21 protein-coding genes and 2 pseudogenes are annotated in these 24,509 nt (G+C 73.3%); 16 read left to right on the forward strand and 7 right to left on the reverse strand.

The window, feature by feature from the left end:
- Positions 1-65: 65 nt before the first annotated feature.
- The 3 genes and pseudogenes from NAEX_RS52665 to NAEX_RS00670 all read right to left on the reverse strand — a co-directional run bounded on the left by NAEX_RS52665 (position 66) and on the right by NAEX_RS00670 (position 2,533).
- A complete protein-coding gene (locus tag NAEX_RS52665; protein WP_245913561.1) occupies positions 66-791 on the reverse strand; it encodes a DUF2071 domain-containing protein in 726 nt (241 codons plus the stop codon).
- A gap of 167 nt (positions 792-958) precedes the next feature.
- Positions 959-1,432 (reverse strand): annotated as a pseudogene (locus NAEX_RS54295) (SRPBCC family protein); the annotation flags it as partial.
- A gap of 198 nt (positions 1,433-1,630) precedes the next feature.
- Complete coding sequence (locus NAEX_RS00670; RefSeq protein ID WP_096333471.1) at positions 1,631-2,533, reverse strand: LysR family transcriptional regulator; 903 nt, start codon at positions 2,531-2,533, stop codon at positions 1,631-1,633.
- A 97-nt stretch (positions 2,534-2,630) separates the two neighbouring features.
- Between NAEX_RS00670 and NAEX_RS00675 the strand changes: the two genes are divergently transcribed.
- Positions 2,631-3,497, forward strand: a complete 867-nt coding sequence (locus NAEX_RS00675) for an oxidoreductase (RefSeq protein ID WP_096325596.1) — start codon at positions 2,631-2,633, stop codon at positions 3,495-3,497.
- A 118-nt stretch (positions 3,498-3,615) separates the two neighbouring features.
- Here NAEX_RS00675 and NAEX_RS49355 read toward each other — a convergent pair whose 3' ends face one another.
- Positions 3,616-4,176 carry a hypothetical protein gene (locus NAEX_RS49355; protein WP_096325597.1) on the reverse strand — a complete coding sequence of 187 codons (561 nt, stop codon included), beginning with the start codon at positions 4,174-4,176 and terminating at the stop codon, positions 3,616-3,618.
- 544 nt (positions 4,177-4,720) lie between these two features.
- Between NAEX_RS49355 and NAEX_RS00685 the strand changes: the two genes are divergently transcribed.
- Positions 4,721-6,196, forward strand: a complete 1,476-nt coding sequence (locus tag NAEX_RS00685; RefSeq protein WP_096325598.1) for a thrombospondin type 3 repeat-containing protein — start codon at positions 4,721-4,723, stop codon at positions 6,194-6,196.
- Between the two features lie 108 nt (positions 6,197-6,304).
- Here NAEX_RS00685 and NAEX_RS00690 read toward each other — a convergent pair whose 3' ends face one another.
- Complete coding sequence (locus NAEX_RS00690; protein ID WP_096325599.1) at positions 6,305-6,511, reverse strand: CsbD family protein; 207 nt, start codon at positions 6,509-6,511, stop codon at positions 6,305-6,307.
- A 388-nt stretch (positions 6,512-6,899) separates the two neighbouring features.
- On the opposite strand from NAEX_RS00690, the pseudogene NAEX_RS53610 reads away from it, so the two are divergent.
- The 3 genes and pseudogenes from NAEX_RS53610 to NAEX_RS00705 all read left to right on the forward strand — a co-directional run.
- Positions 6,900-8,178 (forward strand): annotated as a pseudogene (locus NAEX_RS53610) (ATP-binding response regulator); the annotation flags it as partial.
- Between the two features lie 170 nt (positions 8,179-8,348).
- On the forward strand, positions 8,349-9,818 hold the full coding sequence (locus tag NAEX_RS00700; RefSeq protein ID WP_170135340.1) for a hybrid sensor histidine kinase/response regulator: 1,470 nt from the start codon (positions 8,349-8,351) through the stop codon (positions 9,816-9,818).
- Positions 9,819-9,982: 164 nt separating this feature from the next.
- On the forward strand, positions 9,983-11,248 hold the full coding sequence (locus tag NAEX_RS00705) for a lipase family protein (RefSeq protein WP_170135341.1): 1,266 nt from the start codon (positions 9,983-9,985) through the stop codon (positions 11,246-11,248).
- Positions 11,249-11,257: 9 nt separating this feature from the next.
- Here NAEX_RS00705 and NAEX_RS00710 read toward each other — a convergent pair whose 3' ends face one another.
- A complete protein-coding gene (locus NAEX_RS00710) occupies positions 11,258-11,779 on the reverse strand; it encodes an inorganic diphosphatase (protein ID WP_170135342.1) in 522 nt (173 codons plus the stop codon).
- A 142-nt stretch (positions 11,780-11,921) separates the two neighbouring features.
- Here NAEX_RS00710 and NAEX_RS00715 point away from each other — a divergent pair, with 142 nt between their 5' ends.
- Positions 11,922-13,091 carry a zinc-dependent alcohol dehydrogenase gene (locus tag NAEX_RS00715; protein WP_096325602.1) on the forward strand — a complete coding sequence of 390 codons (1,170 nt, stop codon included), beginning with the start codon at positions 11,922-11,924 and terminating at the stop codon, positions 13,089-13,091.
- A gap of 67 nt (positions 13,092-13,158) precedes the next feature.
- Here the strand turns inward: NAEX_RS00715 and NAEX_RS00720 are convergent, their stop codons facing one another.
- Positions 13,159-14,499 carry a sensor histidine kinase gene (locus NAEX_RS00720; RefSeq protein ID WP_170135343.1) on the reverse strand — a complete coding sequence of 447 codons (1,341 nt, stop codon included), beginning with the start codon at positions 14,497-14,499 and terminating at the stop codon, positions 13,159-13,161.
- Between the two features lie 326 nt (positions 14,500-14,825).
- On the opposite strand from NAEX_RS00720, the gene NAEX_RS00725 reads away from it, so the two are divergent.
- From NAEX_RS00725 to NAEX_RS00770, 10 genes are all read left to right on the forward strand, one after another.
- Positions 14,826-15,809 carry an SDR family NAD(P)-dependent oxidoreductase gene (locus NAEX_RS00725; protein ID WP_170135344.1) on the forward strand — a complete coding sequence of 328 codons (984 nt, stop codon included), beginning with the start codon at positions 14,826-14,828 and terminating at the stop codon, positions 15,807-15,809.
- Complete coding sequence (locus tag NAEX_RS00730; RefSeq protein ID WP_096325605.1) at positions 15,782-17,206, forward strand: phytoene desaturase family protein; 1,425 nt, start codon at positions 15,782-15,784, stop codon at positions 17,204-17,206. The genes NAEX_RS00725 and NAEX_RS00730 overlap by 28 nt, the downstream gene beginning before the upstream one ends.
- 18 nt (positions 17,207-17,224) lie before the next feature.
- The gene (locus tag NAEX_RS00735) at positions 17,225-18,028 is read left to right on the forward strand and encodes an endonuclease/exonuclease/phosphatase family protein (protein WP_096325606.1); all 804 of its coding nucleotides are present in this window, start codon (positions 17,225-17,227) and stop codon (positions 18,026-18,028) included.
- A gap of 103 nt (positions 18,029-18,131) precedes the next feature.
- Positions 18,132-18,602, forward strand: a complete 471-nt coding sequence (locus tag NAEX_RS00740; protein ID WP_096325607.1) for a hemerythrin domain-containing protein — start codon at positions 18,132-18,134, stop codon at positions 18,600-18,602.
- Between the two features lie 51 nt (positions 18,603-18,653).
- Positions 18,654-19,739 carry a glycosyltransferase family 9 protein gene (locus NAEX_RS00745; RefSeq protein ID WP_096325608.1) on the forward strand — a complete coding sequence of 362 codons (1,086 nt, stop codon included), beginning with the start codon at positions 18,654-18,656 and terminating at the stop codon, positions 19,737-19,739.
- Positions 19,732-20,253: a glycosyltransferase family 9 protein gene (locus NAEX_RS49360; protein ID WP_096325609.1), complete on the forward strand. Its 522-nt coding sequence runs from the start codon at positions 19,732-19,734 to the stop codon at positions 20,251-20,253. The genes NAEX_RS00745 and NAEX_RS49360 overlap by 8 nt, the downstream gene beginning before the upstream one ends.
- Positions 20,232-21,218 (forward strand): glycosyltransferase, encoded by a 987-nt coding sequence (locus NAEX_RS00755; RefSeq protein ID WP_096325610.1) that lies wholly within the window; start codon positions 20,232-20,234, stop codon positions 21,216-21,218. Before NAEX_RS49360 ends, NAEX_RS00755 begins: the two co-directional genes overlap by 22 nt.
- On the forward strand, positions 21,215-23,086 hold the full coding sequence (locus NAEX_RS00760; RefSeq protein ID WP_211302330.1) for a glycosyltransferase: 1,872 nt from the start codon (positions 21,215-21,217) through the stop codon (positions 23,084-23,086). The genes NAEX_RS00755 and NAEX_RS00760 overlap by 4 nt, the downstream gene beginning before the upstream one ends.
- Positions 23,087-23,107: 21 nt before the next feature.
- The gene (locus tag NAEX_RS00765; RefSeq protein WP_096325612.1) at positions 23,108-23,848 is read left to right on the forward strand and encodes an SDR family oxidoreductase; all 741 of its coding nucleotides are present in this window, start codon (positions 23,108-23,110) and stop codon (positions 23,846-23,848) included.
- Positions 23,845-24,432: a D-glycero-alpha-D-manno-heptose-1,7-bisphosphate 7-phosphatase gene (locus NAEX_RS00770; protein WP_096325613.1), complete on the forward strand. Its 588-nt coding sequence runs from the start codon at positions 23,845-23,847 to the stop codon at positions 24,430-24,432. Before NAEX_RS00765 ends, NAEX_RS00770 begins: the two co-directional genes overlap by 4 nt.
- Positions 24,433-24,509 lie beyond the last annotated feature (77 nt).

Here is a 24,509-nt window from a genome sequence, read left to right on the forward strand (position 1 = left end):
GACATGTCCAAGAAGACATGTCCTTCGCGACCGCGGCCGGGCCGTCGCGCCCTGCCGCGGCGCGCCTACCGGGACCCCGCGCTCCGGGCCTCCTCCGTCGGCGCCCACGTCACCGCCGTCGCCGCCGGCGCGAACGCCACCAGCTCGGGTCGCAGCGGATCGACGACGTCCATCCCGAGCGCGCCGAGCAGCGTGTTCGTGCGTACCGCGACGTCCGCCTCGCACAGCTCCCACGGCGCGTGGGCGAGCTCGCCGACGCGCACCCGTCCGCCCGCCGCGCTCACCGACGCGTAGCGCTCGAGCAGGCTCTCCTCGAGAGCCGCGGGCTCTCGCCTGTCCCCGCCGAGGCGCGGCCGGAACTCGACCGCCAGGATCCCCGGGCCGCGGCACCGGTACGAGTGCGCCAGGCCCTCCCTGCGCGCCGTCACCTGTGCCGCGTGATACGGCAATCGCCCCAGCCGCCGCACCATCGCCGCCACCATGCGGCTGCCGCAGCACACGTGAAGAAACGAGACCGCGGGCCGCCCCGCGTGCCGCACGTACGTCCGCAGGTTGACCTGCGCGTACTCGCCGGCGCTGAGCGGCAGCCCGCCCGGCGTCACGATCCACGGCGTCCGCATGCACACCGCCGACACCCACGCGCTGCCGTCGATGCGCTCCGGCGCCAGCCCCCCGAGCAGCGGCGCCAGCGCGCCGGCCTCGACGCGCCAGTGCAGGAACACGAGGTCCCGCCAGCGCTGCAGCGTCGCCCACGGCTGCGCCGGGCGGGCCCCCGCGAACGACGCCAGCACCTCGGCCCGAGCCCCGCCGGCGAGCGATCGCGGCCGGCGACGGGAGCGGGCAGCCGCGCCCACCGCCGCCGCGCCTGCTCGCCCGCCTCGTGCCGCACCCCGAGCAGCCGGACCCCGAGGTACGCCGCGAACCCCTCGCCGCCCTCGCGCATCAGCGCGTCATGGTTGTGCGCGAACCAGCCCGCGAGCACCGGGCGCAGCGCCACCATCCACGGCCGATTGGCGTCGACGTGCCAGTGGTAACGCACCCGCGTCCCCCCCGCGATCGGCTCGAGCTCCCAGCGCCCTGCCCCCTCGAGCTGTCCGTGGCTGACGGTCTCGATCGCCCGCTCGTCGACCGCCGTGACGACGACCTCGTGGACCAGCACGTAGCCGCCCGGGGCGCGCCAGCGCAGGACGAAGCGACGGCCGACGACCGCCTCCGAGCGCGGCCCCACGCGCTCGACGTCGACCAGCGACGGCCAGAACAGCGGCCACACCGTCGGCTCGTCGAGCACCGCGCGCACCCGCTCGACGGGGCTCGCCAGCTCCCACTCGCTGCAGAACACGTACGCCGAGCGCGCCTCGCTCGCGCCTCTCCCCCGCGCCGCCGCGGACGCGCCCAGCGAGCGCAGGCGCCCCCCGATCCCCGTCTCTCGCATCGGTCCCTCGGCGCCATCATAGCCCAGCGCGCCAGCCGGCGGCCCGCGACGGCCCCGGCCGCGCTGCACCTCCGGCCGCGCCTCCGGCCGCGCTCCTCGCGTTCATGTCCATTCACCCATGTCTTCAAAAACATGCCTAAAGAGACATGCCCCGAGAGACATCATCGATCCGCGCCGCCCGCTCCGATGCCGGGCGCCTCACCGCCCCGGCCCGCGTCGCCGCGCCCGCAAGAAGTCCACCAGCGCGCGCAGCTTGGGCGGCACCTGCGTGCGGCTCGGGTAGTACAAAAAGAGCCCCGGAAACGGCGGACAGTAGGCCGTGAGCACCCGGACCAGGCGTTTTTCGGCCAGCGCCTCCGTCACCGACGGCTCGAGCAGGTACGCCAGCCCGACGCCGTCGAGCGCCCCTCGCATCATCACGTCGTACTCGTTCGTGACCAGCCGGCCCTCGACCGCCAGGCTGATCTCGCGGCCCTTGTCGGTGAACTCCCAGCGATACACCGCCCCGCTGGTGATCCGGCGGTAGTTGATGCACTCGTGCGCGAGCAGCTCGCGCGGGTGCCTCGGCTTCGGGTGGGTCGCGAAGTACCCCGGCGAGCCGACCACGGCCGGGCGCATGTCCTCGGTCAAGCGGACCGCGACCACGTCCTTGTCGAGCATCTCGCCGATCCGGACGCCCGCGTCGTAGCCCTGCGCGACGATGTCGGCGAACCCGTCGTCGGTCGTGATGTCGAGCCGGATCTCCGGGTGCGCCGCCAGGAACGGGGCCAGGATCGGCTCCAGCACCCAGCGGCTGGCCACGCGCGGCACGTTGAGGCGCAGCGTCCCGGCCGGCCGCCCGCGCACCTCGTCGAGCGCCTCGAACGCCGCCTCGACCCCGGCCATCGCCGGCCGCAGCTGGGCGACGAAGCGCGTCCCCGCCTCGGTCAGCCCGACGCTCCGGGTCGTCCGCTGCAAGAGCCGCACCCCGACCCGCTCCTCGAGCGCACGGACGCTCTGGCTCACCGCCGACGGCGTCACCCGCAGCTCCGCCGCCGCGGCGGTGAAGCTGCGCTTGTCGGCCACCACCAGGAGCGCCGTCAGACCCGACAGATCGTGCATCGCCGCCACTTTTTAGCAGAACTGAAAAGCGAGCGGCAATTCCCGCGCTTCCCCTCCCCGGCCCGGCCGCCTAGCTTTCCGGCCGCAGGAGACCGCCATGAGCACCCACTCCGACAACACCCTCGAGCCCGCCAAGGTCTGGTTCGTCACCGGCTCGTCCTCCGGCTTCGGCCGCGCCCTCGTCGAGGAGGTCATCGCCCGCGGCGAGCGCGTCGTCGCCACCGCGCGCAAGCCCGACGCGCTCGCCGACCTGGCGGCCCGCGCCCCCGATCGCGTCCACCTCGCCGAGCTCGACGTCACCCGCCCCGAGCAGGTGCGCGCCGCCGTGGCCGCCGCGCTGGCCCGCTTCGGCCGCATCGACGTCCTCGTCAACAACGCCGGCTTTAGCATCCTCGGCGCCGTCGAGGAGACCGACGACGACGCGGTGCGGGCGACGATGGAGCTGATGTTCTTCGCCCCCGTGGCGACCACCCGCGAGGTCCTGCCGCACATGCGCGCGCGCCGGAGCGGCACCATCGTGCAGATCACCAGCGTCGGCGGGATCACCACCGCGCCGGGCTTCGGGGCCTACTGCGCCGCCAAGCACGCGCTCGAGGCCGTGTCCGAGAGCCTCGCCGCCGAGGTCCGGCCCCACGGCGTCCGCGTCCTCGTCGTCGAGCCGGGGGCCTTCCGCACCGCCCTGTTCGGCCCCGCCTTCCGCCACATGCCGGCGATGGACGCCTACGCCGGCACCGTCGGGGCGATGCGCTCGTGGGTGTCGCAGACCGACGGCCAGCAGGTCGGCGATCCGGCCAGGGCCGCGCGCGTGATCGCCGACGTCGTCGCCCGCCCCGAGGTCCCGCTGCGCCTCCCGCTCGGCGGCGACGCGGTCGACCAGATCCGCGCCAAGCTGGCCTTCATCGCCGCCGACGTCGACCGCACCGAAGCGCTGGCGCGCTCGACCGACCTCGATCCGCAGGCCTGAGCCACCGGCGGCTGCGTGCCGCAGCAGCCCTCGGCCGCCTTCGCCGACCGCGGCCGCGCCGCGCCCTCACCCCGGCGCCCACGAGCGCGGCGCGAGGGGCTCCGCCCGAGCGCCCGCCTCACTGCGCCGGCGGAACCTCGTACTTGACCGCGGTGGCGCCGTTCTTCTTGAGCGCCTCGCCGATGGCGAACACCCACGTCTTGTGGCCGTACAGCTCGCACGGGTCGTGGGTGACGTCTTCGCAGAGATGGAACGGCAACGGCGAGCCCTGCCCCGGGACCACCGCGAACCCGGCCCACCTCGGGCACCCGCCGTACTGCAGCTTGAGCAGCAGCTTGTCGCCCTCGAGCTTGGGCTCGCCCTCGCGCAGGCGGTCGGCGATCCGGAAGCCCTCGGGGCAGCGATCGAGCACGAGGCCGACGTAGTTGTGGCCCTCCTGCTTGAGCGCGAACGCGGGATCCTTGCTGCGGTCGTTCTTGCTGACCGCCGCGTCGCCCGGCGCCGCCTTGGGCGCCTCGGTCGCCGGCTCCGCCGCCTTCGCCGGCTCCGCCGCTTTCGCCGGCTCCGCCGTTTTCGCCGGCTCCGCCGCCTTCGTCGGCTCGGCCTTGGACTTGTCGCCGTCGCAGGCGACGAGCGAGGAGAGAGAGAGGAGGGCGACGAGGAGATGCGAGCGTTGCATGGACGTGTCTGCTCCGGGGCCTCGGGTGCGCAGGGTGTCCCCGGCCGCGAGGGCGGCGGATCTTACATCGACCGTCCGCGCGGGGTCACCCGGGCGAACGCTCCCGACCCCGCCAGTTTTGACATGTCCGTTCAGGCAGGTCCTATCAATCACGCTCGTTCGGCTCGGGGCCCCCCGCGAACGCCGTCGTTTCGTCGCGCCGAAGCGCCCACCTGTCGCCTGCAGGGCGTGAGTTTCCGGCCATCCGTCGTCCCGTCCTCGATCGAGCGGCTCGTGCGATCTCCGAGCGCCCGGCACCCGGCACGCCGACCACTCGTCGACCTCGACGCCGGCTCGCCCCGCGGCAGGCTGCCGCATCGACCTCGGCCACGCGGTCACGAGCGCCGCCGACTGCCTCATGACCCTCGGCGTCATCACCGGCGACGCGCGCACCGTCGCTCGCCCGGGCGGCGCCGGCTCCCGGGTCCGACGCCGGTCCGCTCGTTCGCCGGCGCGAGCCGCCGATTCGTGAGCCGCGGCGATCGGCTCGCGCGACTGCAGCATCATGACCCATCTCCTCGCTCGTCCTCCGCACCGCCTGCTCGGCTGCGTGCTGCTCGCCCTCGGGGCCTGCAAGCCGGTCGCGCTCGATCCCTTCGAGACCGACGGCGGCACCGACCCCGGCGGCACCGACCCCGGCGGCACCGTCGATCCCGGCAGCACCGGCGGCGACACCGGCCCCGGCGAACAGACCTCGAGCCCGAGCACGACCGCCGACCCGGCCACCACCGACACCACCGGCGACGAGCCGCTGCCGAGCTGCGAGGGTCCGGTCACCGACTGCGAGCTGGACATCGACGGCGACGGCCGGATGTTCCACTGCGACAACGCCCCCGACTATTTCAATCCCGACCAGTCGGACGTCGACGGCGACGGGTTCGGCGACGTCGCCGACCTGTGCCCGACCCTCCCGGTCGGCCATCCCAAGGCCGACAGCGACAAGGACGGCATCGGCAACGACTGCGACCTGTGCGCGCAAGCGGCCGCCCATTACCACATCCCCGGCGTCCCCATCCCCGAGCGCATGAAGGTTCGCAACATCCCGAGCCCCGTCGACAGCGATCGCGACGGCATCGGCGACGTCTGCGACAACTGCGTGCGCACCCCCAACTGCGGCGATTACGGCGAGGGCCTCGACCCGTTCGAGCTGGGCGATCCGGTCATCTCCAACTCCCCCGACTGCCAGGTCGACGCCGACTTCGACCTCGTCGGCGACGCCTGCGCCGGCACCATCCTGCCCGGCGCCGCCGGCCCGGTCGGCTTCGGCCTGGACGACGACTTCGACCAGGACGGCCTCGCCAACGGGGACGACAGCTGCCCGCGCCAGCCCGTGCCGCTACAGGCCTGCGACGACGCCGCCGACTGCCCCGCCGGCAGCACCTGCATCCACGGCCAGTGCGGTCACGTCGACACCGACGCCGACGACGTCGGCGACATCTGCGACACCTGCCCGTTCGCCCAGAACCCGCAGCAGGTCCAACAAGGCCAGTCGCAGGAGAACGACTTTGACGGCGACTTCGTCGGCATGAACTGCGAGACCCACTCCGATGGCGACGAGACGCCCGACCCGCGCCCGTTCGGCTTCTACGACCTCAGCGCCAACGGCTATTGCTGCGTCCGCCTGAGCGCGACCGGCACGACCCTCGACCCTGACGGCAACCCCGTGCCGCTGCCCGCCAAGGTCCTCGCGCAGCCCGGCGTCGGCGCCCTCCCGCCCGGCTGCGCCCAGGAGGGCCAGCCGTTGAACGGCACCGTCGACCTCGCGACCTTGTGGGCCAGCTTCTGCCTGATGCCGCAATGGGACCAGGACTTCGACGGCATCGGCGACCCCGTCGACCTCTGCCCCTTCTCGTTCGACCCCGACAACACCCTCTACGTCGACGACCAGAACATGCAGTGGGACAACTATGGCGAGTACTGCAGCGGCGAGTATGCCCCCGATCAGCGGGACCCGGCGCTGATGTGCCTCCCGGGCACCTGAACGCCGGCCGCGAATCATCGCAGCGCCCATGACGACGCGGCGCGCCTGCAGGCCCCTTGGACCTGCAGGCGCGCCGAATCATCGCAGAGCGGCGCGGAGCGCCGATCGTCACAGGTTGCTGTTGTTGTCGGCCTTGTAGCCGAGCTTGCGCTCGATCTCTTCGCGGCGCTCACCCGAGCGCTCCTGAATGATCCCGCACAGCTTGTCGGCGTTGCCCTCGGCCTTGAGGAAATCGTCGTCGGTCAGGTCCCCCCAGAACTGCTTCGCCTTGCCCTTGAGCTGCTCCCACTTGCCCTGAATCTGATCGCGGTTCATGGTCGGTTTCTCCGCCCAGCAGTCTGATCGCGGTTGCGCCGGGCGCCCGCCCGACTAGCGTCGGCGAGCCCCGCCAGACGCTCGCCGACGGGCTTCTTCGGCGCGTCGAATTGGGCCGCTCGTCGGCCCTCCCTCCGTTCGCGCGCATGACGCAGCCCACACGTACGAATGCCGCCACAGCGGGCTCGGCCGTGCCATCCTCGTCGGCGGCGGCGCCGGCGTCCTTGCGCGGGGAGTACGGGCGTGGAGGCGGGGGTAACGCCTGGCCCGCAAGCGAGCCACCCATCGTCGCCGCAACCTTGATTCGTCGTCATGCGAAACATCACCCGCGCCGCGGCGCTCCGCGGCGCTGCATGACCCGCCCGAATCATGCTTCGTGCGACGGATGGACCGGCGGCTCGCGCTCGACCTCGACGTGCAGCGCGGCGCGCCGACCACGATCCACACCGATCCGACGCGGCTGGCCCCAATCCTGCGCAACCTCCTTCGAACGCGCTCAAGTTCACCGGGCACGGCGGCGTCAGCCTGACGGTGCGCGCCGCCGGGGCCGGCGCGGTCGCCTTCGCCGTCACCGACACCGGCATCGGCATCCCGCCCGATCAGCAGGAGCTGATCTTCGAGGCCTTCCGCCAGGCCGACGGCACGACTGTCCGCAAGTACGGCGGCACCGGCCTCGGCCTGTCGATCTCGCGCGACCTGGCGCGCCTGCTCGGCGGCGAGCTCACCGTCGCCAGCGTCGTCGGTCGCGGCAGCACCTTCACCCTCACCATTCCGGCGCAGCTCCCCGGCCGCGCGCCCGCGCCGGCCCCGACCCTCGCGCCGCCGCCTGCCCCGGCGCCCGTGCCCTCGCGTCGCCTCCGCCGCCGCCCGCGCCGGCCCCGGCGCGATCGATCCTCGTCGTCGAGGACGACCCCGCGTTCGCCGGGATCCTCGCCGGCCTCGCCCGCGAGCTCGACTTCCACCCCTTCATCGCCAACACCGCCGAGGAGGGCCTCGCGCTGGCGCGTCAGCAGCGGCCCAGCGCGATCGTCCTCGACGTCTCCCTGCCCGACCGCTCCGGCCTCAGCGTCCTCGACGCGCTCAAGCACGACCCCGCGACCCGGCACATCCCGGTGCACGTCATCTCCGCCACCGATCACACCCGCACCGCGCTCGAGATGGGCGCCGTCGCCTACGCGATCAAGCCCGTCGTCCGCGAGCAGCTCGTCGAGGCCTTGCGGCGGCTCGCGTCGAAGGCCACCCAGTGGCTGCGGCGCGTGCTCGTGGTCGAGGACGACGTCGTCCACCGCGAGAGCACCTGCAAGCTGCTCGCGGCCGACGACGTGGAGACCGTGCCGGTGGGCACCGCGGCCGACGCTCTCCGCGCCTTGCGCACCACCACCTTCGACTGCATGGTCCTCGACCTCAGCCTGCCCGATCGGCCAGGTTTCCAGCTGCTGCAGGAGATGGCCCAGGGCCAGCAGTACGGGTTCCCGCCGGTCATCGTCTACACCGGGCGGGCGATCAGCCGCGCCGAGGAGCAGGAGCTCGGGCGGTACTCGCAGTCCATCATCATCAAGGGCGCGCGCTCGCCGGAGCGGCTGCTCGACGAGGTCACCCTGTTCCTCCATCAGGTCGAGACCAACCTCCCGCCGGAGCGGCAGCGCATCGCCCTCACCGCCAAGGCCATGGCCGAAGACGGCGCGAGCTGCCTCGCCGAGTCGCCGGCCACGGCCGGGGTCCCGACCATGCCGGCGGCCGCGCTGCAGCGGGCCGCCATCGACCACGCGGCGCCGGCGGCCGTCATCGGCGTCTTGCTCGCGCGGCTCGCCGCGCCCACGCGTTCCGGGGAGGCGACATGAACCTCGAGCCCATCAACTTCCTCCTCGTCGACGACACCGAGCAGAACCTCATCGCCCTCGAGGCGCTGCTGCGGCGCGACGGGCTCAACATCTTGACCGCGCGCAGCGGCTTCGAGGCGCTCGAGCTGCTGCTCGTCCACGACGTCGCGCTGGCGTTCCTCGACGTGCAGATGCCGGGGATGGACGGCTTCGAGCTGGCCGAATTGATGCGAGGCACCGAGCGCACCAAGAACGTGCCGATCATCTTCGTCACCGCCGGGGCGCGCGACAGCGAGCGGGTGTTCCAGGGCTACGAGTCCGGCGCGGTCGACTTCCTGCACAAGCCGATCGACCCGCGGGTGCTGCGGAGCAAGGCCGACGTGTTCTTCGAGCTGTCGAAGCAGCGGCGCGACTGCACCCACGCGCTGCGCCTCAACGAGATGTTCGTCGGGATCCTCGGCCACGACCTGCGCACGCCGCTGTCGGCGATCCAGACCGGCACCGAGATCCTCGAGCAATTGGTGAGCGACGAGGACCAGCGCGGGATCTTGCGGCGGATGTTCGTATCGGGCCTCCGCATGAACGAGATGATCGAGCAGCTGCTCGACCGGACGCGGGCGCGGCTGGCCGGCGGCCTCGGCTTCGCGCGCGCGCGCAAGCGGATCGACGTCGTCGAATTGGTGCAGCGCGCCGTCGACGAGCTGCGCACCACGCATTCGCAGCGCGAGGTCCGGGTCGAGCTCCACGGCGACACCGTCACCGCCGGCGACCCCGACCGCCTGGTCCAGGCGCTGTCGAACCTGATCGGCAACGCGCTCCAGCACGGCCTGCCGGACGCGCCGGTCGGGATCCGCGCGTTCGAGGACGGTCACCAGGTCGCGGTCGAGATCCACAACCGCGGCCTCATCCCGTCCGAGCTCTTGCCGGTGCTGTTCGATCCGTTCCGCGGGCGCCACCATGCGTCGCGCAGCGGCGCCCGCGGCCTCGGGCTCGGCCTCTACATCGCCCAGCAGATCGCCCAGGCCCACGGCGGCACGGTGGCGGTCGTCTCGGGCGAGGACACCCACACCGTGTTCACGCTCCGTCTGCCGCGCGTCTCGCCCGAGCCGGTCCACGCCGAGCTCGCGCCGCGCGGCCACACCGTGCTGATCGCGGACGACGACGAGGTTACGCGCGAGAGCCTGCGCGAGGCCTTCGAGGGCGAGGGTTACGCGACGATCACCGCGGCCGACGGGCGCGAGGCGCTCGATGTACTGCTCCACGCCCGCGTCAAGCCCGACCTCGTGATCCTCGATTTGGTGATGCCGCTGCTCGAGGGCGGGCAGGTCTATCAGGCGATGCGGGCCGCCCCCGAGCTGGCGCGGATCCCCGTGATCGTGTCGACCTCCGACCCGACGCGCGCGCCCGCGGGCACGATCCTGATCCCCAAGCCGGTCAAGCTCGGCCGCCTGCTCGCGACCGCCGCGCGCTTGATCCGCTCGCCCTGATGTTCGCCGCGCGCGAGCGACTCGGGGCGCGAAGACGACCGGCGCGAGAAGCTCGAAAACTTTTTGGATCGCGGACCGGGGGTCGGCGCTCTCTACCGGCGTCGAGCGGCTGGCGGCGGCATCAAGGCCGCGCCGGTCGCTCATCACCGCTCCGAGGCACCATCATGACCACCGACTTTCCCTCTCAAGTTCAGACCTTCGCCCTCTCGATGTTCGCCAACGCCGTCCAGAGCTCGGCCGGCCAGGACCTCGGCCTGCAAGCAGCCAAGCAGATCGGCCAGGCCCTCACCAACGCTGCCGGCATCATCGGTCAGTGGCGGATCGTGTGGGGCCCCGGCGTCGTCGTGCAGCCGGGGAACCAGGCGTACAGCGAGAACCTCATGTACGTCGTGCAGAACGTCGACCAGCCGGCGCAGTACGTCATCGCCATCGCCGGCACCAACTTCAAGTCGACGGCCGACTCGCTGATCGAGGACTGCTTCGTCTTCAAGCAGGTGCCCTGGCTCTACAACCTCGCGGCGGTGGGCGCCAAGATCTCGCTCGGCTCCGCGATCGGCCTGCTCAACCTCCAGTCCGTGAAGCCTGCCCCCCGGCTGCCGGGCGCGGGCACCACGCTGGTCGAATTCCTGCGGACCATCGTCGGCCAGAACGTGCAGATCACCGTCGCCGGCCACAGCCTCGGCGGCGCCCTCGCCCCCACGGTCGCGCTGTGGCTCGCGGATACCGCCCAGGGCCTGCTGTTCCCCTGGGATCCCAAGAAGAACGCGGTGATCGGCGCGCAGGCGTACGCCGGTCCCACCGCCGGCAACCTCGAGTTCGCGGTCTACTCGGGCGTCAAGCTCGGCGCGCAGCTCCGGCCCTGCTACAACACCATGGACGTCGTCCCGCACGCGTGGCAGGAGCTGGGCGAGCCCTCGCTCTCCGAGCTCGCCAAGCTCTACGCGCCCGACCTCGCGCCGCCCAAGGCCGACGCCTCCTACATCCTGCTGAAGCTGCTCCTCGACGTGTTCCGGCTGCTGGCCCTGGGCCAAGGTTATGCGCCGCTGCCCAACCTCGAGGCGCGCGCGGGCAAGTACGACCCGTCGTGCTACACCGGGTCGAACCTCGACACCTTCACCCAGTACCTGCAGCAGCTCGGGCACCAGCATATCCCGGCCTACTACGATTGGTTCCAATACAAGAAGGAGTGGATGCCGGCGGATCCGCAGCGGCCCGTCAACCTCTCCCCCGAGCTCATGGCGATCGCGCAGAAGTCCGCCAGCGCCGACGACTTCGTGCGGGCGCTGCAGAGCCGCACGCCGCGGAAGATCCAGGTCGGCGACGCCGTCGTCGACGCGCCGAACGGCCCTGGCGATCCGCAGGCCGACAAGGTCGCGGCCATGGTCGAGGCCGCCTTCGCCAAGCAGGCCGGCGTGTCGGCCGCGAGCTGAGCGGCGGTGCTACTTCTGCCCCGCCTCGAGGAGCGAGCGAGCCGCCTCGGGGCCGAGCATGCCGAGCACCCGGAATCGCCGGCCGAAGAGCTCGTTGTAGTGGACGAAGAACTGCTCGAGCTCCGTCCGGGCGCGCGGGCTGATGTCCTGCACCCCCTGCAATCGCTCGTAGGTCCGCGAGGCCGCGCTGACGGCGAGGAAGCGGTCGTTGCGGACCGGCTCCTCGCCTTGAGCCGTCTGTTCGGCCGTCATCACCCCGAGGAGCCGGGCCCGCACCAGGCAGCCGGCGAACGTCGGTTCGTCGGTGAGGACCAGCGCGTCGAGCGGGTCGCCGTCGGCGCCCTTCGTGCCGGGGACGAACCCGAACTCGAGCGGGAACGCCATGCCGGCCGGCAGCACCTTGTGCAGGGTGAACGCGTCCAGCGCGGGGTCCCACTTGTACTTGCTGCGACTGCCGGCCGGCGACTCGATGACGACGTGGACGTCGTCGGCGACGAACGCCGGGATCCGTGCGAACCTGTCCCGCGCCATGCTCGACTCATAGCACCCGCCGTGTCGCCGTCGAATCGCCGGACTCATCCGTACGGCGGCAATGCGCATACGGATGAGGCCGCAGTCGACATAATTCCCCCTCGGCCTACCGTCCAGGCGGCACTCGAGTCATGCCTCCGCCATGAAAGCACTGCGCTACCATGGGGCCCGCGACGTGCGGGTCGAGACCGTCCCCGATCCCCAGCTTGCGGACGCCAAGGACATGATCGTCAAGGTCACGGCTTGCGCGATCTGCGGCTCAGACCTCCACCTCTACGACGGGCTCATTCCGACCCTGCAGAAGGGTGACGTCCTCGGCCACGAGTTCATGGGCGAGGTCGTCGAGGTCGGCCGCGAGGTCCGCGACGTCAAGAAGGGCGACCGCGTGGTCGTCCCGTTCAACATCAGCTGCGGCGATTGCTTCTTCTGCAAGCGGCAGCTGTGGTCGCTGTGCGACCGCAGCAACCCCAACGCCGCCCTGGCGATCAAGCAATTCGGCGCCGCCCCGGCCGGGCTGTTCGGCTATTCGCACATGTTCGGCGGCTACCCCGGCGGCCAGGCCGAGTACGTGCGGGTGCCGTTCGCCGACGTCAACCACGTCAAGGTCGAGAGCGACCTCAGCGACGAGCAGGTGCTGTTCATCGGCGACATCTTCTCCACCGGCTTCATGGCCGTCGACGTCTGCGGGGTCCAGCCGGGCGACGTGGTCGCGGTGTGGGGCTGCGGGCCGGTCGGGCTGTTCGCGCTCAAGAGCGCGAAGATGCTCGGCGCCGAGCGGGTGATCGCGATCGACCGCTTCCCCGAGCGGCTCGAGCTGGCGCGGACGAAGTGCGACGCCACCGCGATCGACTACGAGAAGTCCGACGTCATCGAGGTCCTCAAGGAGCTCACCGGCGGGCGCGGACCGGACATCTGCATCGACGCCGTCGGCATGGAGGCGCACGGCCACGGGCTCGAGTTCTGGTACGACCGGGTCAAGCAGGCCGTCGGGCTGCAGCCGGACCGCCCGACCGCGCTGCGCCAGGCCGTGATGGCCTGCCGCAAGGGCGGCACCGTCTCGGTCCCCGGCGTCTACGGCGGCCCCATCGACCACTTCCCGTTCGGCGCCGCCTTCAACAAGGGGCTGACGCTGAAGATGGGCCAGACGCACACGCACCGCTACGCCCCGGCCCTGCTCGAGCGGATCGGCGCCGGCGAGATCGACCCGTCCTTCATCATCACCCACCGGCTCCACCTCGAGGAGGCGCCGAGGGGCTACGACATCTTCCAGCACAAGAAGGAAGGCTGCATCAAGGTCGTGCTGAAGCCGTGAGCAGCGCCCGTCCGGGCATGTCCTCTCAAACATGGTTTTCAGGGCATGTCCTCCGCGACATGCCCTTTCATTCCTGTGCTCTCCGCGGGCCCTCGCCCGCCTCGTCCGCCGCCTCGCCCGCCTCGTCCGCCTCGCGAGTCGGGGGCTCGTACAGCGGCAGCGCCAGGCGGAAGCAGGCGCCGGGTCCGTCGGGGTCCTCGATCTCCAGCGAGCCGCCGTGCGCCTGCACGAGGCTGCGCGCCAGGTAGAGGCCGAGGCCGAGCCCGAGGGACTGCGGGCCGACGGCGAAGCGGTCGAACAGGGTCGGCCGGAGCTCGGCCGGGATGCCGGGGCCGAAGTCGCGGACGCGGACCACGGTCCGGTCGGCCCCGTCCAACCGTTCGCTGCGGACCGTCAGCGCCAGCGGCGTCCCCTCCGGCGAGTGGGAGGTGGCGTTGTGCAGCAGGTTCTCGAGCGCCTGGCGCAACGTGTCGGGGTCGGCGCGCACGAGCACTTGCGGCGGCGCCTCGATCTCGATCGTCACGCCGCCGGTGGCGAACAGCCCCGCCGAGGCGCGGACGAGCTCGACCAGGTCGACGACCTCCAGCTTCAAATCGAACAGGCCGCGCTCGATCCGCTCGACGGTGAGGAGGTTGCTCAGCACCCGCTCCAGCCGCTCGACCGCGTGGGTCGCCTTGCTCAGCTCGGCGATGTCCGCCGCCCGCGCCTCACGCTTCGCGCGCGCGGTCAGCACGTGCAGCCGCGCCGCCAGCGGCGTCACCAGGTTGCGCAGGTCGTGGGCCACGACCGACACCAGCTCCTCCGCCGTCCGCTGGCGCGCGCGCTCGGCAGCCGCGCGGGTGGCCTCCTCGACCAACTCGGCGCGGTGCGTCACGACCCCGACCCAGTGGGCGACCGCGGCCAGGAACTCGAGGTCGCTCCACCGGTACTTGTTCCGGGCCCCGGACGCGATTGACAGCGCCCCGCGGCGCTTGCCCTGGATCTCGATCGGCACGCCCATCGCCGACTGCACCTTCAGGCCGAGGCGGATCCCCGGCAGCTCCCCGCCGTCGGCCAGCACGTCGTCGCAGAAGTAGTGCTTGCCGGTCTGGAACACCTCGACGGAGCGCCCGCCGTTGGCCAGCGGCAGGCGGTCGAGGCCGATGGCGCGCTGGTGGCGGGACATCGGCGAGTCGCTGGTCCCGACGGCCACCAGCGAATCGCTGCCGGCGTCGTGCAGGAACGCGTCGATCTTGTCGGTCTCGAGCACCGTCGACAGCACCTCGCAGGCCGCCGTGAGCGTCTCCCGCACCGACGTCACCGGCAGCGCGAGCAGCCGCGTCAGCGCCACGAACAGCGGCGGGTCGGGCGGGCGCTCTCCGCCGGTGTCGGGCTCCTCGACCATGGTGCGCACGGCAAATCGTGTCATCGAGAGTGTGGTCAATCCGCCACAATTGCCGAACGCGCTCCCCCCGCGCTCCACGGCGACCGCCCGGAGGCCGCGCCGAGGGGATCCATGGGCCACGCGAGCCGGGAGCAGCGCGGGAGACGCCGGCCGCACTCTGCCCCGGAAAAACCCCGGAGAGCCCGGTGCCGCCGGCCGAGGCCGCCCCGACGCCGCCCGGCTCGTCGTGCCGCCGGCGTGCTGTGATTGCCGATCGGACATGTCCTCAGGAGCATATCGTGGTTGGCTGACCCCGCCGCCCCGCGCTGGCGCGCCGGCGAATCGCCCGCATACTGCCGATCATGAGACGCGTGGGCGAATCGAGGGTCGCGGTCGTCACCGGCGCGTCGAGCGGGCTCGGGCGGGCCACCGCGTATCAGCTGGCCGCGCGCGGCTGGCGGGTCGCCGTCGCGGCGCGCCGCGAGCACGAGCTCGAGCGCACCGCCGCGGGCTGCCGCGAGCGCGGCGGCGAGGCGCTGGTGGTCCCGACCGACGTCACCCGCGAGGACGCGGTGATGCGGCTGGCCGAGGAGACGCTGGCGGAGTGGGGCCGCATCGACGCGTGGATCAACAACGCCGGCGTCACCCTGTTCGCCCCGCTCGAGGGCGGGTCGCTGGCGGACCACCGGCAGGTGATCGAGACCAACCTCCACGGCGCGCTGCACGGCGTGCGCGCGGTGGTCCCGGTGTTCCGCCGCCAGCGACACGGCACGCTGATCAACATCGGCTCGGTGCTCAGCAAGATCGGCCACGCCTTCGTGCCCTCGTACGTGATCAGCAAGTTCGCGCTGCACGGGCTGTCCGAGGCGCTGCGCGTCGAGCTGGCCGAGTACCCCGACATCCACGTGTGTACCGTCTTCCCCTACGCGATCGACACCCCGCACTTCCAGGTCGCGGCCAACGACCTCGGCCGCCACGTCAACGCCATGCCGCCGGTGCAGTCGCCGGACAAGGTCGCGCGCGCGGTCGCCGACCTCGTCGACCACCCCCGGCGCCAGCGCTTCGTGCCGCGGATCGCCGAGCTCGGGCTGGTGCTCCACCGCGTCTTCCCGCGCACCATGGAGCGGCTGCTCTACCGCGCGCTCGGGCGGTTTCACCTCGGGGTCGACGAACCGCCGGCCGCGGGCAACCTGTTCCGCCCGCCCGCCGAAGCGTCCGCGATCCACGGCCGCCGCCCGCCGCGGCTCGGCACCCCCGCGTTCCTCGCCTGGGCCGCGCGCGAGCTGCTGCGCATCGAGGTCGACGCCGCCCGCCACCGCCTGAAGCAATGGCACGTGACGCGTACGACGCCGTGATCGTCGGCGCCGGGCCCAACGGCCTGGCCGCGGCGATCACTCTCGCCAGCGCCGGTCGCCGGGCGCTCGTCGTCGAGGCGCGGGCGACCCCGGGCGGCGGCTGCCGCTCGGCCGAGCTGACGCTGCCCGGCTTCGTCCACGATCCCTGCGCGGCGATCCACCCGCTCGGCGTCGCCTCGCCGTACTTCCGCACCCTGCCGCTCGCGCGTCACGGTCTGGCGTGGATCGATCCGCCGACCCCGCTCGTGCACCTGCTGGACGACGGCCGCGCGGTGCGGCTCGAGCGGTCGATCGCCGAGACCGCGGCGCAGTTCGGCGCCGACGCGGAGGCGTACCGCGACCTCGTCGAGCCGTTCGTCGAGCGCTTCGACGCGCTCTTGCCGATGATCCTCGGCCCGCTGCGCTGGCCCGCCGAACCGCTGCTGCTGGCGCGCTTCGGGCTCCACGGCCTGCGGTCGATGCAGGGCCTCGCGCGGCGCTTCGCCGACGAGCCCGCGCGCGCGCTGCTGGCGGGGATCGCCGGCCACGCGATGGTCCCGCTGGACGCCCCCGGCACGGCCGCGTTCGCCCTGGTGCTGACGCTCGCCGCGCACGCGGTCGGGTGGCCGCTCGCCCGCGGCGGCTCGCAGGCGATCATCGACGCGCTGGTCGCTCACCTGCGCGAGCTCGGCGGCGAGCTCGAGCTGAACCACGACGTCGCCCACATCTCCGAGCTGCCGCCGGCCCGCGCCTACCTGTTCGACGTCTCGCCGCGGCGCCTGGCGACGATCGCCGCCGGCCGCCTGCCGCCGTCGTACCTGCGCCGGCTCGGCCGGTTCCGCTACGGCCCCGGCGTCTACAAGCTCGACTGGGCCCTGCGCGCGCCGATCCCCTGGCGCGACCCGGCCTGTGCGCGCGCCGGCACCGTCCACCTCTCGGGCTCCCTCGCGACCGTGAGCGACGCCATCGTCCGCGTCCACCGCGGCGAGGTCGCGGCCGAGCCGTTCGTCTTGCTCGCCCAGCCGAGCCTGTTCGACGCCGGCCGCGCGCCGCCGGGCATGCACACCGCCTGGGCCTACTGCCACGTGCCGCACGGCTCGGCGATCGACGTCGGCTCACGGATCGAAGCGCACATCGAGCGCTTCGCCCCCGGCTTCCGCGACGTCGTCCTCGCCCGCTCGGCCCGTAACGCCGTCGACATCGCCCGCTACAACCCCAACTACGTCGGCGGCGACATCAACGGGGGCCTCGCCGATCTGCAGCAGCTGTTCTTTCGCCCGCTCGTCCGCGCCGATCCGTACACCACCCCCGCGCCCGACATCTTCCTCTGCTCGTCGTCGACGCCGCCGGGCGGCGGGGTCCACGGGATGTGCGGCCACGCCTGCGCGCGCAGCGTGCTCGCGCGCGTGCTCGCGTGATCGGTCACCTTGTCGGCCATGACGCGGATCCTGTCCTTCAACCTGGGCGGCTACGGCGACGCGCACGGCCCGTGGAGCGCTCGCCGGCCCCTCGTCGCCGCCATGCTCGCCGACCAGCGGCCCGACCTCGTCGCCCTGCAGGCGGTCGCGCGCGACCCGGCGATCGAGGCCGGCGACGATCAGGCGACCCAGCTCGCGCGCGACGTCGGCGGCTACGTCGTCGCGTACCGCCCGGCGGCGCGAGACGCGGACGGACGCGAGCAGGGCCTCGCGTTCCTGTCGAAGGTGCCCGCGCTCACCGTCCGCGTCCGCCCGCTGTCGCGCCGCGGCGACGACGACCCGTTCGACCGCGTGCTGCTGCACGGCCAGTTCGCCTGGCCCCGCGGGCCGCTGCACGTGGTGTGCGCGCACCTGTCGTGGATCGAGGATCAGGCGCGCGACAACGTCGACGAGCTGCTCGCGTACCTCGCCGCGCTCGCCGGCCCGAAGCTCGTCGTCGGCGACTTCAACCAGACCCCGACCAGCGACGCGCTCGCCCGCCTGCTGGACGCCGGCCTCGTCGACGCCTGGGCCGCGCTGCGCCCCGACGCCGCGGGTCACACCTTTTACGAGCGCGGCGCGCTGCGCAAACGCATCGATTATGTGCTGCTCGATCGCGGGCTCGCCTCGCGGCTTTGCGACGTCTCGCGGGTCCTCGACGGCCCCGGCGAGCGGCGGGCCTCGGACCACGCCGGCGTGCTCGCGCGGCTCGCCGGCGGCGACGAGCGGGCGGACGTCGCGGAATCAACAGACCAGGGTTTTCGCCAGTCCGCGCCCCGCTGACCACAATCGGCGCAGTCGGCGGAATCACAGGAGCGGACGATGTTCGGCGGACGGGCGTGATTCGACTGGCCCCATCCGATCGCCCGTGTCATGAACGGGCCCGATGATCGAATCCGCTCAAGACCCCACCATCTACCAGGTGATCCGCGACCAGCACCGCGCCATCGCGGAGCAGCTCGACGCGCTGTCGCGCGAGCAGGACGTCGCCCGCGGGCAGCAGCTGTTCGCCGAGGTCCGCGACGCGCTCGAGCGCCACGCGCGGGCCGAGGAGGCGGTGTTCTACGACATTTTCGCCCGGGGCGACGCCGAGGGCAAGGCGCTGGCCAAGGACGCCGAGCGCGACCATTCGCAGGTCCGTCAGCAGCTCGCGGAGCTCGAGGCGATGCGGGCCGACGACGCCGAGTGGGGCGCGAAGATCGAGGCGCTCACCCGCAGCGTCACCGAGCACGTCGAATTCGAGGAGGACAAGCTCTTCGCCGCGGTCGAGGAGCTCCTCGACGACGACCAGGCGCGCACCCTGGCCGAGACCTTCGAGGCGCTCCAATCGCGGGTCGAACCCGAGGCCGCGGCGTGATCGCCCGACTGCGATGATTCGCGGTCGGGGCCGGCGCAGCAGAGGTTGCCCATGAGTGGAGTCGCAACACCGGAGGTCGCGCTCGGTTCGCCGGCGAAGGAGCCGGACCTGCGCGCGCGGATCGGCGGGCAGGTCCGCCCCGCCCGCGAGGTCGTGGTCCTGCGCGCGCTCCCGGGCCTCGGCGACTTCCTGTGCGTCACCCCGGCGCTGCGGGCCCTGCGAGCCGCGCTGCCGCGGGCCAGGATCACCCTGCTGGGCCTCGCGCGGGCCCGCGAGCTGGTCGCCCGCTACCCGCACCTCGTCGACGGCCTGCTCGAGTTCCCCGGCTTCCCCGGCCTGCCCGAGACGCCCGCCGACGTGCGCGCCTTGCCCGACTTCCTGCGCACCGTCCAGGGCCGCTTCGACCTCGCCGTGCAGATGCACGGCGACGGCCTCGTCAGCAACATCTTCGTCCAGCTGCTCGGCGCGCGCACCAGCGCCGGCTGCTACGCCCCGCCGCAGCCGTGCCCCGATCCGTCGACCTTCCTGCGCTACCCGGACGATCTGCCCGAGCCGCGGATCTTCCTCGCCCTGCTCGGCTTCCTCGGCATCGAGCCGCGCGGCGAGTGGCTCGAGTTCCCGCTCGCGCCGGGCGACTCGCAGCAATGCGACGCCCTGCTGCGGGCCGCCGGCGTGGCGCCCGACGCCGCCTTCGCCGTCGTCCACCCCGGCGCCGCCGAGCCGCACCGGCGCGTCGACCCCGGCGTGCTCGCGCAGGTGGCCGACGGCCTGGCGACGCGCGGCCTCGCCGTGGTCCTGACCGGCGCCGCCGACGAGGCCGACCTCGCCGCCGCCGTGCGCCGCCACGCGACGCGTGCCCTCGTCGATCTCGTCGGTCGCACCACGCTCGGCTCGCTCGGCGCCCTCGTCGATCGCGCCCGCCTGCTCGTCGCCGGCGACACCGGCGTCTCGCACCTGGCGAGCGCGCGGCGGACCCCGAGCGTCGTCGTCTTCCGCACCACCGCGCCGGCCCGCTGGGCCCCGCTCGACCGCGTGCGCCACCGCGTCGTCGACGCGCGCACGAGCCCGCCGGCGGCCGCGGTGATCCTCGCCGAGGCCGACGCCGCGCTGTTCCTCGCGGGGGTGGATCGTGACTGACCCGCGGGTCGCCCTCCGCCGGGCCCGGCGGCTGCTCGTGGTCCCGCCCGCGGCCGGCTGCGACGAGCTGGGGCCGGCGCTGGTGCGCCTGCGCGTCGCCCTGCCGCGGGCGATGGTGGTCCTGCTGGCCGACGCGCGCGCGGCCGGGCGCGTCGCCGCGTTCGTCGACCAGGTCGTGCCCGCCGGCGCGCTGGCGCGGTTCGACGCGCCCGGGCTGTCGGCCCTGGTCGAGCGGCTGGTCGCCGCCCGCCTCGACGCCGCGCTGGTGTTCACGGCCGCCGGCGAGACCGCGTTCGAGCTGGCCTACCTCGCCTACCTCGCCGGCATCCCGGTGCGCGCCGGCTTCGCCGGCGAGTTCGGCGGCGGCGTGCTCTCGCCGGCCGTCCCGCCCCCGCCGGCCGGCGTCATCGGTCCGGGGCGTCACCTCTCCCTGCTCGACGCGCTCGACCTGAGCGCGACGCTCGCCCCTGCGGGCGCGAAAGCGAGGCCATCGTGCGACGACTCCGCGTTCTGACCTGGCACGTTCACGGCAGCTACCTCTACTACCTCACCCAGGCGCCGCACGAGTTCTACCTGCCCGTCAAGCCAGGTCGTCCCGAGGGCTACGGCGGGCGCAGCGGCAGCCTCCCCTGGGGCGCCAACGTCCACGAGGTCCCCGTCGAGGCCTTGCCGGAGCAGCAATTCGACGTCGTGCTGTTCCAGTCGCGCCGCAATTACGAGTGCGATCAATTCGAGGTCCTGAGCGCCGCCCAGCGGCGGCTGCCGCGGGTCTACCTCGAGCACGATCCGCCGCGCGAGTCGCCGACCGACACCCGCCACCCGGTCGACGATCCCGACGTCTTGCTCGTCCACGTCACCCCGTTCAACGCGCTGATGTGGGACGCCGGGCGCACCCCGGTGCGGGTCGTCGAGCACGGCGTGCTCGTCCCCGACGGCCTGGCCTACACCGGCGAGCTGGAGCGCGGGATCGTCGTCGTCAACGACCTCGCGCGGCGCGGTCGTCGGCTCGGGCGCGACGTGTTCGACACCGTCCGCGCCCACGTCCCGCTCGACCTCGCCGGCATGGACTCGGCCGCGCTCGGCGGCCTCGGCGACCTCCCGCTGCGCGAGCTCCACGCCCGGCTCGGCCGCTACCGCTTCTTCTTCAACCCGATCCGCTACACCAGCCTCGGCCTCGCCGTGTGCGAGGCGATGATGCTCGGCCTGCCGATCCTCGGCCTCGCCACCACCGAGATGAGCACCGCCGTGCAGCGCGGCGTCAACGGCTACGTCGAGACCGACCTCGGCCGCCTGCTCGGGCACATGCGGCGCCTGCTCGCCGACCCGGCCGAGGCCGCCGCGCTGTCCGCCGGCGCGCGGCGGATCGCCCGCGAGCGGTTCGGCATCGGCCGCTTCGCCGCCGACTGGTCGCGGGTCCTCGGCGAGGTCACCGGATGTCCCCCAGGACAGGTCGCCGAGCCGGCCCGGAGGACCGCGTGAAACCCCTGCCGTTCGAGGCCGGCGCGGCCGTCGGCGCGCCCGGGAGCCCGCTGCGGATCGCCATGATCAGCGAGCACGCCTCGCCGCTGGCCCCGCTCGGCGGGCGCGACAGCGGCGGGCAGAACGTCTACGTCGCCCAGGTCGCGCGTCACCTCGGCCGCCTCGGCCACCGCGTCGACGTGTTCACCCGCCGCGACAGCCCGACCTTGCCGAGGGTCGTCGAGCTGGCCGACGGCGTGCGCGTGATCCCGGTCGACGCCGGCCCGCCCGCGCCGCTGGCCAAGGAGTCGCTCTTGCCGCTGATGCCGGCCTTCACCCGCGTGGTCGCGGCCCACGCCGTGCGCGAGCGCTACGACCTCGCCCACGCCAACTTCTTCATGAGCGGCCTCGTCGCCGCCGAGCTCAAGCGCGAGCTCGGGGTCCCGTTCGCCGTCACCTTCCACGCGCTCGGCAAGGTCCGGCGGCAGCACCAGGGCCAGGCCGACGGCTTCCCCGACGAGCGCTTCGCCATCGAGGAGCGGATCGTCCGCGAGGCCGACGTGATCGTCGCCGAGTGCCCGCAGGACGAGCTCGACCTGATGACGCTCTACTCGGCCGACCCCGAGAAGTTGGTCATGGTCCCGTGCGGCTTCGACCCCGGCGAGTTCTGGCCGGGCGGCCGCGCCGAGGCCCGCGCCGCGCTCGGCCTCGGCGACGGCGATCGGGTCATCTTGCAGCTCGGGCGCATGGTCCCGCGCAAGGGCGTCGACAACGTCGTCCGCGCGCTCGCGCGGCTGCCCGGCGACATGCGGGCCCGGCTCGTCGTCGTCGGCGGCGAGTCGCGGCGGCCCGACCCCGCGCTCACCCCCGAGATCGGCCGCCTCATGGCCGTCGCCCGCGACGAGGGCGTCGCCGATCGCGTCACCTTCGTCGGCAGCCGCGCCCGCGGCGAGCTGCGCGACTACTACGTCGCCGCCGACGTGTTCGTCAGCACCCCGTGGTACGAGCCGTTCGGCATCACCCCGCTCGAGGCGATGGCCTGCGGCGTCCCGGTCATCGGCGCCAACGTCGGCGGGATCGCCCACACCGTCGCCCACGGCGAGACCGGCTACCTCGTCCCGCCCAACGACCCCGACGCCCTCGCCGAGAAGCTCGCGCTCGTGCTGTCGCAGCCGCGCCTGGCCCGGCGCCTGGCCCAGCTCGGCCTGCAGCGCGTGCACGCCATGTTCACCTGGGAGAAGGTTGCCGCTCGCCTGGCCGTCGCCTTCACCGCGGCCACGGGTCGCCGCCCGGCCGCCGCCCCCACCGCCGCCGTCGCCACCGTCGATCGCGGCTTCGACGACCTGCTCGCCGTCCTCTCGCGCGCCAAGACCTGCCTGCGCGACGACATCGTCCGCGCCGCCGACCTCGTCAGCGCCGCCTTCGCGCGCGGCGGCAAGGTGCTCGTGTGCGGCAACGGCGGCAGCGCCACCGACGCCCAGCACTTCGCCGCCGAGCTGGTCGGCCGCTTCCTCGCCCCCGACCGCGCCGCCTTGCCGGTCATCGCCCTCAACGCCGACACCGCCGTGCTGACCGCGTGGGCCAACGACGTCGGCTACGCCGACGTGTTCGCCCGCCAGGTCCGCGCCTACGGCCGCCCGGGCGACGTGGTGTTCGGGATCTCGACCAGCGGCCGCTCGGCCAACGTCGTCGCCGCCCTCAAGGCCGCGCGCGACTGCGGCCTGCACACCTTCGCCCTGCTCGGCGGCACCGGCGGCGAGGCCGGCGACCTCGCCGACTGCGCCCTCATCGTCCCCTCGCCCGACACTCAGCGCATTCAGGAGGTCCACACCCTGGCCCTGCACCTGATCTGCGAATTGGTCGAGGCGCGGGTCACCCCATTGTCCTGAATCATCGCACTCGGAGGACCGATGACCCTCGTGATCGAATCACCCCTCGCGGACAAGATCGTGCTCGTCACCGGCGGCGGCTCGGGCCTCGGCGCCGAGATCGGCCGCACCCTCGCGGCCGCCGGCGCGCACGTGATCGCCGCCGACATCCAGACCGGCCCGCTCGCCCGCCTCGTCGCCGAGGTGCGCGACGCCGGCGGCCGCATCGAGGCCGCGCCGCTCGACGTCCGCGACGCCGACGCCGGCGAGGCCCTGATCGACGGCATCGTCGCCCGCCACGGCCGGCTCGACGTCCTCGTCAACAACGCCGGCACCGACAAGACATTGGCCGTCGACGAGCTCAGCGTCGACGACATCGACCGCGTCCTCGCCGTCAACCTGCGCGGCCCGTTCGTCCTCAGTCGGGCCGCCTTCCCGCGGCTGCGCGCCCAGGGCGGCGGCTACATCGTCAACATCGTCTCGACCGCGGCCAAGCGGGCCTGGCAGAACGCCAGCGCCTACCACGCCAGCAAGTGGGGCCTCCTCGGCCTCAGCCACGCCTTGCACGTCGAGGGCCGGCCGTTCGGCATCAAGGTCACCGCGCTGCTGGCCGGCGGCATGCGCACCCCCTTCATCCTCGACCGCTTCCCCGACACCCCGATCACCAACCTTCAGGACCCGCGCCACGTCGCCGAGACGATCCGCTTCCTCATCGCCATGCCCGGCGAGTCGGTCGTCCCCGAGCTGATGGTCGTCCCGATGCGCGAGACGAGCTGGCCATGACGCGCCTCCGCCCCGCCGCCTTCCTCGACAAGGACGGCACCCTCATCGACGACGTCCCCTACAACGTCGACCCCGCCCACGTCCGCCTCACCCGCGGCGCCCGCGACGGCGCCTGGTCGCTGCGGGCCGCCGGCTACGCCCTGGTCGTCGTCACCAACCAGTCCGGCGTCGCCCGCGGCCTGTTCGGCCCGCACGACCTCCTCGGCGTGCAGGCCCGCATCGAGGACCTGCTCGGCCTCGAGCTCGACGGCTTCTACTGGTGCCCGCACCTGCCCGCCGGGGCGGTCGCCGAGTACGCGATCGTCTGCGGCTGCCGCAAGCCCGAGCCCGGCCTGCTGACCCGCGCCGCCGCCGAGCTCGGCCTCGACCTCGCGCGCTCGTGGATGATCGGCGACATCGCCAGCGACGTCGAGGCCGGCCGCCGCGCCGGCTGCCGCACCGCCCTGATCGCCGCCCCGCCGCCCGCCCTCGCGACCCGCCTCGCGCCGACTCTGGTCGCCGCCGACCTCGCCGAGGCCGCGCGCCGGATCGTCGGCGACACCTTCCGCATCGAGCGCGACGAGCAGCCCGCCCCCTTCGCCTGACCCCGATGCCCGCCCCGCGCCCCACCCCCCGCTCCGCCATGCATGTCTGCTCGGACATGTTCCTCTCGACATGCTCC

This window comes from Nannocystis exedens, from assembly GCF_002343915.1.
In the GTDB taxonomy this organism is placed as follows: Bacteria; Myxococcota_A; Polyangia; order Nannocystales; family Nannocystaceae; genus Nannocystis; species Nannocystis exedens.

What these genes read in the sequence shown, in the direction of transcription:
- NAEX_RS00770 (WP_096325613.1), top strand. Translation starts at nt 23,845, where the DNA reads ATGACGCGCCTCCGCCCCGCCGCCTTCCTCGACAAGGACGGCACCCTC.
- NAEX_RS00710 (WP_170135342.1), bottom strand. Translation starts at nt 11,779, where the DNA reads ATGGCGCGGGACAGGTTCGCACGGATCCCGGCGTTCGTCGCCGACGAC.
- NAEX_RS00735 (WP_096325606.1), top strand. Translation starts at nt 17,225, where the DNA reads ATGACGCGGATCCTGTCCTTCAACCTGGGCGGCTACGGCGACGCGCAC.
- NAEX_RS00730 (WP_096325605.1), top strand. Translation starts at nt 15,782, where the DNA reads ATGGCACGTGACGCGTACGACGCCGTGATCGTCGGCGCCGGGCCCAAC.
- NAEX_RS00715 (WP_096325602.1), top strand. Translation starts at nt 11,922, where the DNA reads ATGAAAGCACTGCGCTACCATGGGGCCCGCGACGTGCGGGTCGAGACC.
- NAEX_RS49355 (WP_096325597.1), bottom strand. Translation starts at nt 4,176, where the DNA reads ATGCAACGCTCGCATCTCCTCGTCGCCCTCCTCTCTCTCTCCTCGCTC.
- NAEX_RS00720 (WP_170135343.1), bottom strand. Translation starts at nt 14,499, where the DNA reads ATGACACGATTTGCCGTGCGCACCATGGTCGAGGAGCCCGACACCGGC.
- NAEX_RS00745 (WP_096325608.1), top strand. Translation starts at nt 18,654, where the DNA reads ATGAGTGGAGTCGCAACACCGGAGGTCGCGCTCGGTTCGCCGGCGAAG.
- NAEX_RS00700 (WP_170135340.1), top strand. Translation starts at nt 8,349, where the DNA reads ATGAACCTCGAGCCCATCAACTTCCTCCTCGTCGACGACACCGAGCAG.
- NAEX_RS00740 (WP_096325607.1), top strand. Translation starts at nt 18,132, where the DNA reads ATGATCGAATCCGCTCAAGACCCCACCATCTACCAGGTGATCCGCGAC.
- NAEX_RS00690 (WP_096325599.1), bottom strand. Translation starts at nt 6,511, where the DNA reads ATGAACCGCGATCAGATTCAGGGCAAGTGGGAGCAGCTCAAGGGCAAG.
- NAEX_RS00765 (WP_096325612.1), top strand. Translation starts at nt 23,108, where the DNA reads ATGACCCTCGTGATCGAATCACCCCTCGCGGACAAGATCGTGCTCGTC.
- NAEX_RS00670 (WP_096333471.1), bottom strand. Translation starts at nt 2,533, where the DNA reads ATGCACGATCTGTCGGGTCTGACGGCGCTCCTGGTGGTGGCCGACAAG.
- NAEX_RS00675 (WP_096325596.1), top strand. Translation starts at nt 2,631, where the DNA reads ATGAGCACCCACTCCGACAACACCCTCGAGCCCGCCAAGGTCTGGTTC.
- NAEX_RS00705 (WP_170135341.1), top strand. Translation starts at nt 9,983, where the DNA reads ATGACCACCGACTTTCCCTCTCAAGTTCAGACCTTCGCCCTCTCGATG.
- NAEX_RS00685 (WP_096325598.1), top strand. Translation starts at nt 4,721, where the DNA reads ATGACCCATCTCCTCGCTCGTCCTCCGCACCGCCTGCTCGGCTGCGTG.